Raw genomic sequence first — 12,591 nt, 5'->3', positions numbered from 1 at the left:
AGTGTGACGCAGTGGACCACTAACCTTTAATCGGAGTGGCTCCGGGGCGTCTGTCACCACGCGTCGTCACCCGAAGTGACAAAGGACTCATCCATCCCGCGGCGCTCCGCGCGCCGTGGGGCATAACCAAAACCAGTGGGATATACGTGTATTCATAGGACTCCAACGTATTCCCCCGGAAGAACCCCCCGCATTCTCAGGCAGCCCGCCCGGTTTTCCTTGCAGACCGTTCCGCCCGCGCGTAGCGCGTGGCGGGAAGGATGAGCCCCTTGTCACTAAGGCGGAGTGTGCGGGGAGACGGATGCTCCGGAGCCGCTCCGATTAGAGGGCAGTGGTGGACTGCGTCACACTGGCGGTTTGAGCCGCTTTCTTTTGCCTACTTTTCTTTGCGGCTGCAAAGAAAAGTAGGTGCCGCCCCGCACAGGGGCAACGCTAATATACCGACATGAAAACAAGGAAAGGCCAACCAGCCAAGGACACCGAGGCCGCCAAGGCCGCCCCCTACTAACGCTGCAGCGCAGCAACCGCCCCAAAAGCGCCGCCAGGCGCCCCCACCTCAACTTGCGTTTTTACGCCGCAAACCATCTCCAAACCGCAATTCCAATCCACCTGAAAGCCCCACTGGCGGGGCCATCCAACACCAATGGCGGTTTTGTTCTATCGGGTGCCTGTGCCTATTTGCTCTACTAGCGTCTAACGTCAGCCATGCAATTCCGCCCCATTCCACACGTAACCCCAGGTAAACCCAGGTGAGGGAAGTCAGATGAACGTCAGCGTCTTCGACCTGTTCAAGATTGGGATCGGTCCATCGAGCTCGCATACGGTCGGCCCGATGGTCGCCGCTTGCCGCTTCGTGTCCCATATCGAGGACGCCAATCTGCTCGCCTTCGTGCGCCGAGTGAAGATCGAGCTCTATGGCTCGCTCGGCGCGACGGGCAAGGGCCACGGCACCGACAAGGCCGTGCTGCTCGGTCTCGAAGGCAACCTGCCCGACACGATCGATCCCGACCGCATTGAGCCGCGCCTTGCCGCCATCCGCGCGGAAAAAACGCTCGTGCTGCTCGGCAAGCAGTCGATCCGCTTCGACGAGAAGGAAGGCATCGGCTTCTATCGCAAGACCCTGGGTGGCGCGAACACGCTGCATTCCAACGGCATGCGTTTTCAGGCCTTCGACGAGAACGGCCAGTTGCTGGTCGAAAAAGAGTATTACTCGGTGGGCGGCGGCTTCGTCGTGAACCGCGAGGGCGATCGCGTGAACGGCGTGCGCAGCGGCCGCGAGATGCCGTATCCGTTTCGCACCGGCGACGACCTGCTGCGCGTGTGCAAGGAAAGCGGTCTCTCGATCGCGGAAGTGACTCTCGCCAACGAGTGCGCCACGCGCACGCCCGAAGAGGTACGCGAAGGACTACTTGGCATCTGGCGCGCAATGGCCGCCTGTGTCGAGCGCGGCTGCAAGATGCACGGCGAGCTGCCAGGCCCGATGGCGGTCAAGCGCCGCGCCGCGGATCTCTCGGTGCACCTGCGCTCGCGCTCCGAAGAGTCGCTGCGCGACCCGCTTTCGATGCTCGACTGGGTCAACCTCTACGCGATGGCCGTGAACGAGGAAAACGCCGCGGGCGGCCGTGTGGTCACGGCGCCTACCAATGGCGCAGCCGGTGTGATTCCCGCAGTGCTTCACTACTACGTGAAGTTCGTGCCGGGCGCGAACGAGAAGGGCATTGTCGAGTTCCTGCTCACGGCGGCGGCCATCGGCATCATCTATAAGGAAACGGCCTCGATCTCCGGTGCCGAAGTGGGCTGCCAGGGCGAGGTGGGCGTGGCCTGCTCGATGGCGGCGGCGGCGCTAGCGGCTGTGATGGGCGGCACGCCCACCCAGGTGGAGAATGCCGCCGAGATCGGCATGGAGCACAACCTGGGCATGACCTGCGATCCGGTGGGCGGTCTGGTGCAGATTCCGTGCATCGAGCGCAACGCCATGGGCGCGATCAAGGCGCTCAACGCCTCGCGCATGGCGCTCAAGGGCGACGGTCAGCACTACGTCACGCTCGACAACGTCATCAAGACGATGCGCGAGACCGGCGCTGACATGAAAACGAAATACAAGGAGACGTCGCGCGGCGGTCTGGCCGTGAACGTCATCGAATGCTAATCGAAATGAGCAAGGTAACGAGCAAGGGGTCCGCAAGATGAGCCGCTATTCGATATTCAGTCTGTTCCGCAACGGGTTGTCGTATCACGAGAACTGGGAGCGGCAGTGGAGGAGCCCGGAGCCGAAGAAGGAGTACGACGTGGTGATCGTCGGCGGCGGCGGGCATGGTCTCGCCACCGCGTATTACCTCGCGAAAGAGCACGGCGTGAAGAATGTCGCGATTCTGGAGAAGGGCTGGATCGGCGGCGGCAACACGGCGCGCAACACCACCATCGTGCGCTCGAACTATCTGTGGGACGAGTCGGCGGCGCTCTACGAGAAGGCGATGAAGCTCTGGGAAGGGCTCTCGCAGGACCTCAACTACAACGTGATGTTCAGCCAGCGCGGCGTGATGAACCTCGCGCATACGCTGCAGGATGTGCGCGACACCGAGCGCCGCGTGAACGCGAACCGCCTGAACGGCGTGGACGCCGAATTCCTCACGCCCGAGCAGATCAAGGAGATCGAGCCGACGATCAACCTGAACAGCCGCTATCCGGTGCTGGGCGCGTCCATTCAGCGCCGCGCCGGTGTGGCGCGCCACGACGCGGTGGCCTGGGGCTTCGCGCGTGGCGCGGACCGCCACGGCGTGGACATCATTCAGAATTGCCAGGTAACGGGCATCCGCCGCGACGGCGGCCGCGTGACCGGCGTGGATACCGTGAAGGGCTTCATCAAGGCCAAGAAGGTGGCCGTGGTGGCGGCCGGCAACACCACGACGCTCGCCGACATGGCCGGCGTGCGCCTGCCGATCGAAAGCCATCCGCTGCAGGCGCTGGTTTCGGAGCCGATCAAGCCGGTGGTCAACTCGGTCATCATGTCGAACGCGGTGCACGCGTATATCAGCCAGTCCGACAAGGGCGACCTCGTGATCGGCGCGGGCGTCGACCAGTACACGGGTTTCGGCCAGCGCGGCAGCTACCACATCATCGAAGGCACGCTGCAGGCCATCGTCGAAATGTTCCCGGTGTTCTCGCGCGTGCGCATGAATCGCCAGTGGGGCGGCATCGTCGACGTCTCGCCCGACGCCTGCCCGATCATCAGCAAGACCGATGTGAAGGGCCTCTATTTCAACTGCGGCTGGGGCACCGGCGGCTTCAAGGCGACGCCGGGCTCGGGCTGGGTGTTCGCGCACACCATCGCAAATGACGAGCCGCATCCGCTCAATGCGCCGTTCGCGCTGGACCGCTTCTACAGCGGCCATCTGATCGACGAGCACGGCGCGGCTGCCGTGGCCCACTGATTACGCACCGCCATAGGAGAACACCACATGTTGCTGATCGAATGCCCATGGTGCGGGCCGCGCGCCGAAATCGAATTCACCTGCGGAGGCGAAGCGGAAATCGCGCGCCCGCTCGACACCGACGCGCTGAGCGACCGGGAATGGGGCGAGTACCTGTTCATGCGCGATAACCCGCGCGGCGTGCACAAGGAGCAGTGGCTGCACACGCAGGGCTGCCGCCGCTGGTTCATGGCCACGCGCGACACCGTCACCTACGAGATTCAGGGCTACGAAACGTTTGGCAAGGCCAATGCGCCGGTGAACGCACAGGCCAGGGCACAACACGGCGCACAGCACGGCGCACAAAGCGGCACGCAAAACGGGACGCAAAAGAGCACGCAAGGGAGCAAGCAGCGATGAGCCAGAAGAACCGACTCGGCGCCGGCGGGCGCATCAACCGCGCGATTCCGCTGACTTTCACGTTCAACGGGCGCACTTACCAGGGCTATCAGGGCGACACGCTCGCCTCGGCGCTGCTCGCCAACGACGTGCACTTCGTCGCGCGCAGCTTCAAGTACCACCGCCCGCGCGGCATCGTGACGGCCGATGTGGCCGAGCCGAATGCCGTGGTGCAGCTCGAGCGCGGTGCCTACACCGTGCCGAACGCGCGCGCCACCGAAATCGAGCTCTATCAGGGGCTCGTCGCGACCAGCGTGAATGCTGAGCCGAGCCTCGAGCACGACCGCATGGCGGTGAACCAGAAGTTCTCGCGCTTCCTGCCCGCGGGCTTCTACTACAAGACCTTCATGTGGCCGCGCAAATGGTGGCCGAAGTATGAAGAGAAGATTCGCGAGGCCGCTGGCCTGGGCAAGGCGCCCGAAGTGCGCGATGGCGACCGCTACGACAAGTGCTTCGCGCATTGCGACGTGCTGGTGATCGGCGGTGGCCCCACGGGCCTCCTGGCCGCGCACACGGCGGGCCTCGCCGGCGCGCGCGTGATTCTCGTCGACGATCAGCGCGAACTGGGCGGCAGCCTCCTTTCGTGCAAGACGGAAGTCGACGGCCGCCCCGCGATCCAGTGGGTCGAAAAGATCGAGGCGGAACTCGCGGCCATGCCGGACGTGAAGATCCTCTCGCGCAGCACGGCCTTCGGCTATCAGGATCACAATCTCGTGACCGTCACGCAGCGCCTGACCGAGCATCTGCCGGTCTCGACGCGCAAGGGCTCGCGCGAACTGCTCTGGAAGATCCGCGCAAAGCGCGTGATTCTCGCGACCGGCGCGCACGAGCGGCCGATCGTGTTCGGCAATAACGACCTGCCGGGCATCATGATGGCATCGGCGGTGTCGACCTATATCCACCGCTATGGCGTGCTGCCGGGCCGCAATGCCGTGGTGTTCGCGAACAACGACGCCGGCTATCGCTGCGCGCTCGACCTGAAGGCCTGCGGCGCGAACGTGACGGTGGTCGATTCGCGTGCGCAGGGCAAAGGCGCATTGCAGGACGCGGCGCGCCGCCAGGGCGTGAAGATCATGAACAACGCGGCCATCATGGCCGCACGCGGCAAGCTGCGCGTGAGCTCGGTCGAGGTGGTCGCGTATACGAACGGCCAGACCGGCGCGAAGCAGGCAGACCTGCCTTGCGATCTGGTAGCGATGTCGGGCGGCTTCAGCCCCGTGCTGCACCTGTTCGCGCAATCGGGCGGCAAGGCGCACTGGAACGATGCGAAGGCCTGCTTCATGCCGGGCAAGCGCGTGCAGCAGGAAGTGAGCGTGGGCGCGGCGGTGGGCGAATTCAGCCTCGCGCGCGGCCTCACCCAGGCGGTCGATGCAGGCATCGATGCAACGAAGTCGCTCGGCTTTGCGGCGACGCGCCCGCAAGTGCCGAAGGCCGCCGAGGTCGCCGAAACGCCGTTGCAGCCGCTGTGGCTCGTGGGCAGCCGCAAGGCCGCGCCGCGTGGCCCGAAGCAGTTCGTCGACTTCCAGAACGACGTGGCCTCATCGGACATTCTGCTCGCGGCGCGCGAAGGCTTCGAATCGGTCGAGCACGTCAAGCGCTACACGGCCATGGGCTTCGGCACCGACCAGGGCAAGCTCGGCAACATCAATGGCATGGCGATCCTCGCGGATGCGCTCGGCAAGACGATTCCCGAAACCGGCACGACCACGTTCCGCCCGAACTACACGCCCGTGACGTTCGGCACCGTGGCGGGCCGCGAGCTGGGCGATTTCCTCGACCCGATCCGCAAGACCTGCATTCATGAATGGCACGAGCAGCACGGCGCACTGTTCGAGGACGTGGGCAACTGGAAGCGCCCCTGGTACTACCCGAAGAATGGCGAAGACATGCACGCGGCCTTGAAGCGCGAATGTCTCGCGGTGCGCAATGGCGTGGGTATTCTCGACGCCTCGACGCTCGGCAAGATCGACATTCAGGGGCCGGACGCCGCGAAGCTGCTGAACTGGGTCTACACGAATCCGTGGCTCAAGCTCGAAGTGGGCAAGTGCCGCTATGGCCTGATGCTCGACGAGAACGGCATGGTGTTCGACGACGGCGTGACCGTGCGCCTCGGAGCGCAGCACTACATGATGACCACGACGACGGGCGGCGCCGCGCGCGTGCTCACGTGGCTCGAGCGCTGGCTGCAGACCGAGTGGCCCGACATGAAGGTGCGCCTCGCCTCCGTGACCGACCACTGGGCGACCTTCGCCGTGGTGGGTCCGAAGAGCCGCAAGGTCCTGCAGAAGGTGTGCAAGGACATCGATTTCGACAACGCCGCGTTCCCGTTCATGTCGTATCGCAACGGCACGGTGGCGGGCGTGAAGTCGCGCGTCATGCGCATCAGCTTCTCGGGCGAGCTGGCCTACGAAGTGAATGTGCCGGCCAACGCGGGCCGCGCCGTGTGGGAAGCGCTGATGGCCGCGGGCGCCGAGTTCAACATCACGCCGTACGGCACGGAAACGATGCACGTGCTGCGTGCGGAGAAGGGCTACATCATCGTCGGCCAGGACACCGACGGCTCGGTCACGCCGTTCGATCTGGGCATGGGCGGGCTGGTTTCGCAGACCAAGGACTTCCTCGGACGCCGCTCGCTCAAGCGTTCGGACACCGCGAAGGACGGGCGCAAGCAGTTCGTCGGACTGCTAACCGACGACGCGAAGTTCGTGCTGCCCGAAGGCGGCCAGATCGTCGACGTGAATGCGCAGCAGAAGGCGGACGGCACCACGCCGATGATCGGCCACGTGACGTCGAGCTATTACAGCCCGATTCTCGACCGCTCGATCGCACTGGCGGTCGTGAAGGGCGGTCACAACAAGACCGGCGAATACGTCTCCATCTCGATGGCCGATGGCCGGCGCGTGAAGGCGAAGATTGCCAGCCCGATTTTCTATGACACTGAAGGGGTGCGTCAGCATGTTGAATGAAACGATGGATACGGCGCCCCTTGCGGAGCGTACGGTAGCGGTGCGGCTCGAGTCGCCTTTCGTCAGCGTGGCCGGATTGCTCAAGGCCCAGGAGGGCCGCGCGCCGAAGGCGTTCGCCATGCGCGAGCTGCCGTTCCGCGATCTCGTGAACGTGCGCGGCGACCTGAGCGATCCCGCTTTCGTCGACGCGTTCGCCCAGGTGGTCGGCTGCCAGCCGCCCGCGCAGCCCAACACGATCGCGCGCGGCAACGGCTACGACGTGCTGTGGCTCGGTCCCGACGAATGGCTCGTGCGCTCTAACGCGGCCGTTCAGGCGGGCGAGCTCGAAGCGAAGCTCGCCCCCGCATTCGGCGAGGCGTACGCAGCAGCAGTGGACGTGGGCAGCGGCTACACGTTGGTGGAGATCGACGGCGCGCGCACGCGCGAGCTGCTTTCGCGCGGCTGCCCGCTCGATTTGCATCCGCGCCTGTTCAAAGAGGGGCAATGCGCGCAGAGCGTCTTCTTCAAGGCCTCGATCGTGCTGATCCCCACCGGCGAAGACCGCTTCGAGATCGTCGTGCGCCGCAGCTTTGCCGACTACTTCTGCCGCATCATGCTCGACGCCGCCGCGTCGCTCGCATCATGAAGATCGTCGACGGAACGTTCGATCCGGCGTTGGTGGCGCTTGACGCGCCGCCCGCGCGCGGGCGCGGCTGGAGCGTGTTCGTCGAGGGCTTGAGCGTGCCCGCGCGCATCGGCATTCATCCGCATGAGCACGGGCAGCCGCAGCCGCTCGTGATCGATGCGCAGCTCGGCTACCGCTCGATGCCGAAAGAAGAGAGCGACTGGATCGACTACGAGAATTATTGCGCGCGCATTGCCGAGTTTCTCGCGAAGAAGCCGCATACGCGGCTGCTGGAAACACTGGTGGCCGATATCGCGGCGCTCTCGTTTCGCGAGTGGCCCGCGCTGGACTCGCTCACGATCGAAGTGCACAAGCCGAAGATCCGGCCGGGCACGCGGCGCATTGGCGTGTCGCTCGAATGGACGCGCGCCGATTATTTGCAGTGGAGCGCGACAGGACGTTCATAGCGCGTAGCGCTGCGCATCGCATGATTGACCCAGCCGATGTCGGCGCCGTGCAAGCGCGCGTCGGCTTTTGCACATCGCGGGGTACGTGCGGCGGGCTACGCTCCAGATATCGCTGCGTGCGCGGCTTTGCAGGCGTAGCGCAGTGCCAACTCACTAGAAGGAGACAAGGTGATGAGCAATCGAGGCGTCGTGTATCAAGGTCCGGGCAAGGTCGAAGTGCAGAAGATCGACTATCCGAAGATGGTCGATCCGAGCGGGCGCGCGATCGGCCATGGCGTGATTCTCAAGGTGGTCAGCACGAATATCTGCGGCTCCGACCAGCATATGGTGCGCGGCCGCACCACGGCGCCGGTCGGTCTCGTGCTCGGTCACGAGATCACGGGTGAAGTGGTCGAGATTGGCAAGGATGTCGAGACGCTGAAGATCGGCGATCTGGTGTCGGTGCCGTTCAATGTTGCGTGCGGGCGTTGCGCGATGTGCCGCGAGCAGCACACGGGCGTGTGCCTGACCGTGAATCCGTCGCGCGCGGGCGGCGCGTATGGCTATGTCGACATGGGTGGCTGGATTGGTGGCCAGGCCGAGTACGTGCTCGTGCCGTATGCCGATTTCAATCTGCTGAAGTTCCCGGACAAGGATCAGGCGATGTCGAAGATCCGCGACTTGACTTGCCTTTCCGATATTCTGCCCACCGGCTATCACGGCGCGGTGACGGCGGGCGTCAAGCCGGGCTCGACGGTGTATATCGCTGGCGCGGGTCCCGTGGGCATGGCGGCGGCCGCTTCGGCGCGCCTGCTCGGCGCGGCATGCACGATCGTCGGCGACATGAACGCGGAGCGTCTCGCGCATGCGAAGGCGATGGGGTTCGAAGTTGTGGATCTCTCCAAGGACGCCTCGCTTGGCGAGCAGATCGCCCAGATCCTCGGCAAGCCGGAGATCGATTGCGCGGTTGACTGCGTGGGCTTCGAGGCGCATGGGCATGGTGCTTCGGGGCATTCGGAAGAGGCGCCGGCCACGGTGCTCAACTCGCTCATGGAAATCACGCGCCCTGCGGGCATGATCGGTATTCCGGGGCTTTATGTGACCGACGATCCGGGTGCGAAGGACATTGCTGCGCAGCATGGTAGCTTGAGCATCCGCTTTGGCCTGGGCTGGGCGAAGTCGCATACGTTCCATACCGGGCAGACGCCCGTGCTCAAGTACAACCGGAATTTGATGCAGGCGATTCTGTTTGATCGTTTGCCGATTGCGAAGATCGTTAATGTTTCGGTGATTTCGCTTGATGATGCGCCTGAAGGCTATAAGAAATTCGATGGCGGCGCGCCGCGGAAGTTTGTGATCGATCCGCATGGGTTGTTGGCCGCGTGATGGTGTTTGTGTAGAACACCAAGGTGTTTAACGAAAGTGGGCAGCCCGCGTGTGGGCTGCCCACTTTCGAAATTTTTTCAATACTTGCTTACGGCAACGCGAGAAGTCCGGAGTTCCCGGTTTTATAGGCCAGTGATTTCCTGATAGATCGTGTCTGATAGACGTTTGTGCGATCCGAAGCAGTAAGGTCATGGTCATAGCATCTTGTGAGGGATATTTTTATTCATCTGTAAATTTAATTGTTTTGATAATTCTATAAAAGACGTCATAGCTTAATCCCCCATCAAAGTCAAATTCTTTCGGGTCTCGAGTAAGGCAATATTGTGCCATCGTGGCGCTTACTTTTGAATTTCCAATTGCCAGACGAATGCATCTATTTTTTTCAGAATAGCGCTCACAGTATTCTGGCGATGGGGATATGCGGGAAATAATTTGATAGCTGTCCTCGATCAGCCATCCATGCCAGTTGGGGCCAGCAATGACGGAAAGCCTCGCGGTAGTTTTTAAATGGCATTCTGTCGGTGCAGGAGCTATTTTTATCTTTCGCGAGATGCTCATGAAGATCCCAGTGGAGTTCTGATTTATCAAGTCATTAATTCCAACACTCCTTATATGGAGCATCGGAATTTGCTCAAGCCAGTTCGCGCCATGAGGGCTTGAGTCGTTCGGTGCGAGAGAAAGCACCGCGCCATCGGAAGTTTCGTATGATTGACTGCATTTTGGGAAGCTCATATTCCTTCCGTCTGAAAAGTCGTCAGGAAATACGATGGTTGCACCGCAATTACCAGTGGTGTTGCTGGTCGACGTATTTTGATTTGCGCCATCTGTAAAAGCCGTCGCGATATCGCAAGTCACGGATAAAATAATCGAGAGAACAATGAGATTGGCTTGCGTTCTTAATGATTTTATTTGACAAAATTTGATGTTCACAAAAATCATAAATTGTGAGTTTCAATGGGAAGATTTAATCTTCATTTTGATAGAATGAGCTGGCCGCCATCAATGGTGTTGGCTCATCACCCAATACAAAATAGATATATTTAAAAAATTCCTTTCGCTCTGCAAGGCCAGTGCTGCCACCGTTCACAGGCGTAGTGATCGCTGCAACGTTGGCATCTCCCGTGCCCACGTCTGCGCGACGATGAATGTTCATTCCGCTGCGTAATGCGCCTGTATTCGGTGACTGCATGATCTTGCTTACCCAGAAATATCCAGCAGAATCAGCGACAGTTTCGGCATTGTCAGAAAGTTGATTGGGATTGGTATCTACGGTGAAATTTGCTACCCGAAAAATTCCATACTGGTTATAGCTATTGCGCCCAGTAAGATGTATTAGCCCTCGGCCGCGAAATCGCGGCCCGTCACCCGGAACGATGTTTCCCATGCCCTGCGCCTTCTGTGCGACTTCGCCCGGACGCTGAGCAATATAGGTGCTTCGATCTCGCCCTCGCAGAAAACCCATTGACTGAAGCCACTGATGTTTATGATCAAAATCCTGTCCGGCCTCTTGCGAAGTCAAAACCTCGTACATGGTGCGAAAGTAGCGGTCGTCGCCGCCTTCCACGGTCGAGCGTAACGCACTGGTTTCCTTAAATACCTGTGCCAGAAAGTGTGTTTGTCGTCGCGTTGTCGAAAACCCATATTTTCTCCACATGCGATTTACCTCAATGCCTATTTTGGGTGGCATAAAGCCGGCGGTCTGACTACCACTTTGCCATCGGCGCTTTGCTTCGCTCCATGAAATGTTCCCGCCTGCATTGAGCGAGGAATGCCGTGGTAGCGTCGTCGCTAGTTCCTTCAAGCTCAGCCACCCGCATCTCCTGAAGTGCCGAATAAACGCAAGCGGATGAAAAAACCAGAGCTTCTCCCCCGGCGGCAAACCGGTCACGTCCCAGAACTGGATCTCCTTGAGGTAGTTTAGGAACTTGTTGTAGCCCTGCTCGTTGCCGTGATAGAAGCCGCCCTCGTCGAGCAGCCTCGCGTAACGCGTCGCGTTGCCCGTACTGTCCCACTCGCTGGGGGCGTGGCAGATGAAGCCCCGCAGCGCCTGGCGTACGCCATCATGGCCCCTGACGTAACTCGAAAGTGTGTCCGCCTTCTGAACCTCTGTCGTTGCCGTCGAGACCGTGGGTCGTTCGCTGTCCGCAGCATCCTTGACGAGTTTCCTGAGCGCGTCGATATCGCACAACCCATCGCTGCTGAAAGGCGTATTGCCCTCACTGACCTTTTGCCAGCCCATGAACGACGGGAAATCCGCGTCGGACAGCTTCTTGATTGCTGCGTTGCTAATATTGATATAGCCTTGCTGCCCCGCAGCGTAGGTTACCTGTATCCATGTCGCAGAGGCTGCCGCTGAGAGGATCGCGGGCGTTGAGAGTATTCGCCCGAAGCGCAGCATCTCGTAGCCATCGCTTGGACAGGTGCCGTAAAGCGCCGTCGCACGCTTGTAAAGATCGTATTCGTAATCGGCCTCGGCCACTGGCTGATCCGTCAGCAACGTGCGCGAACCGTCCGCCGCGACGCTCCACACATTGGTGTACTTTGCCCCTTTGCTGAAGTACGTCTCGACGACAAGCGGCTGTGCGTTCGTACCGGTCTGGCCCACCTCGAACTTGATCCCATGCAGTTTGTTGTGCGCGTCCGTTCCTGGCGGCAGCGCGAAGAACTGTTGCCCCGCTGGAATCGTGTAGTAGGTATGCCCCCAGTAATCCAGCGTCGCCGGCGTACTCGGCGAGGTATTGCCAAGCTGCGTATGGCCGAAGTACGCATCGAAATCGCCCGGCATCATGAAGACTTCGCAGTGCAGGTACACAAGACCCTGGTAGCGCCCGAGATAACCGATGATGTCCTTGCGGCGCACCTTGTGGCCGCCGCCGGCTGCAGCGGGCGTTACCTGCCCCTGTGCCACCTGACCGGTAGGCTTGTGCAGGAAATCAGGCAGCCCCCTCCCGTCGTACCCGAACGTGTGGTATTCCGCGAGCGGCAGCAGATGCATGTAGAGCGAATAGAACGTCAGCTTGCGCCCGTCACCCGTGTCTGTCGCATGTCTGAGCAGCACGAAGCCTGCATGGCTGGCTCCGGAACCGATTGCATGCTGGCAGACACGGTACGCGACGACGTCGCCGTCGGCGATCGCATGGACCGCGCCGTGCATGTCGGGCGACAGATGAACGCCGCAATGCCAGCGCCGATCGAACGCGACCGGGTAAACGCCGTGGGCGAGTTCGAACCGGTCGACGGCGTCCATCATTGGATCAGGCTTCGACGCATCGCTCGAAGTCAGGCCCGACGGAGGCAGAAAGGGAGGGCTGATAACCATG

The 12,591-nt window shown here is 61.5% G+C and carries 9 protein-coding genes; 7 read left to right on the top strand and 2 right to left on the bottom strand.

The features are described 5' to 3' along the window. Window positions 1-763: 763 nt before the first annotated feature. From EYW47_RS38715 to fdhA, 7 genes are all read left to right on the top strand, one after another. Complete coding sequence (locus EYW47_RS38715) at window positions 764-2,149, top strand: L-serine ammonia-lyase (protein ID WP_133200086.1); 1,386 nt, start codon at window positions 764-766, stop codon at window positions 2,147-2,149. Between the two features lie 37 nt (window positions 2,150-2,186). Continuing rightward, the gene (locus EYW47_RS38710) at window positions 2,187-3,431 is read left to right on the top strand and encodes a sarcosine oxidase subunit beta family protein (RefSeq protein ID WP_133200085.1); all 1,245 of its coding nucleotides are present in this window, start codon (window positions 2,187-2,189) and stop codon (window positions 3,429-3,431) included. Window positions 3,432-3,458: 27 nt separating this feature from the next. After that, window positions 3,459-3,830, top strand: a complete 372-nt coding sequence (locus EYW47_RS38705; RefSeq protein ID WP_133200084.1) for a sarcosine oxidase subunit delta — start codon at window positions 3,459-3,461, stop codon at window positions 3,828-3,830. Further along, window positions 3,827-6,835: a sarcosine oxidase subunit alpha family protein gene (locus tag EYW47_RS38700; protein WP_133200083.1), complete on the top strand. Its 3,009-nt coding sequence runs from the start codon at window positions 3,827-3,829 to the stop codon at window positions 6,833-6,835. The genes EYW47_RS38705 and EYW47_RS38700 overlap by 4 nt, the downstream gene beginning before the upstream one ends. After that, complete coding sequence (locus EYW47_RS38695; RefSeq protein ID WP_133200082.1) at window positions 6,825-7,460, top strand: sarcosine oxidase subunit gamma; 636 nt, start codon at window positions 6,825-6,827, stop codon at window positions 7,458-7,460. The genes EYW47_RS38700 and EYW47_RS38695 overlap by 11 nt, the downstream gene beginning before the upstream one ends. Next, window positions 7,457-7,906 carry a dihydroneopterin aldolase gene (locus EYW47_RS38690; RefSeq protein WP_133200081.1) on the top strand — a complete coding sequence of 150 codons (450 nt, stop codon included), beginning with the start codon at window positions 7,457-7,459 and terminating at the stop codon, window positions 7,904-7,906. The genes EYW47_RS38695 and EYW47_RS38690 overlap by 4 nt, the downstream gene beginning before the upstream one ends. 168 nt (window positions 7,907-8,074) lie before the next feature. Further along, window positions 8,075-9,271: a formaldehyde dehydrogenase, glutathione-independent gene (gene fdhA, locus EYW47_RS38685; protein WP_028223770.1), complete on the top strand. Its 1,197-nt coding sequence runs from the start codon at window positions 8,075-8,077 to the stop codon at window positions 9,269-9,271. Window positions 9,272-9,490: 219 nt separating this feature from the next. On the opposite strand, the gene EYW47_RS38680 is transcribed toward fdhA, so the two are convergent. Next, on the bottom strand, window positions 9,491-10,210 hold the full coding sequence (locus tag EYW47_RS38680) for a hypothetical protein (RefSeq protein ID WP_133200080.1): 720 nt from the start codon (window positions 10,208-10,210) through the stop codon (window positions 9,491-9,493). A 25-nt stretch (window positions 10,211-10,235) separates the two neighbouring features. Next, window positions 10,236-12,590 (bottom strand): M23 family metallopeptidase, encoded by a 2,355-nt coding sequence (locus EYW47_RS38675; protein ID WP_240764111.1) that lies wholly within the window; start codon window positions 12,588-12,590, stop codon window positions 10,236-10,238. Window position 12,591: the final 1 nt, after the last annotated feature.

This window comes from Paraburkholderia silviterrae (assembly GCF_004353915.1).
GTDB lineage: Bacteria > Pseudomonadota > Gammaproteobacteria > Burkholderiales > Burkholderiaceae > Paraburkholderia > Paraburkholderia silviterrae.
This window is presented reverse-complemented; position numbering and strand designations above follow the sequence as displayed.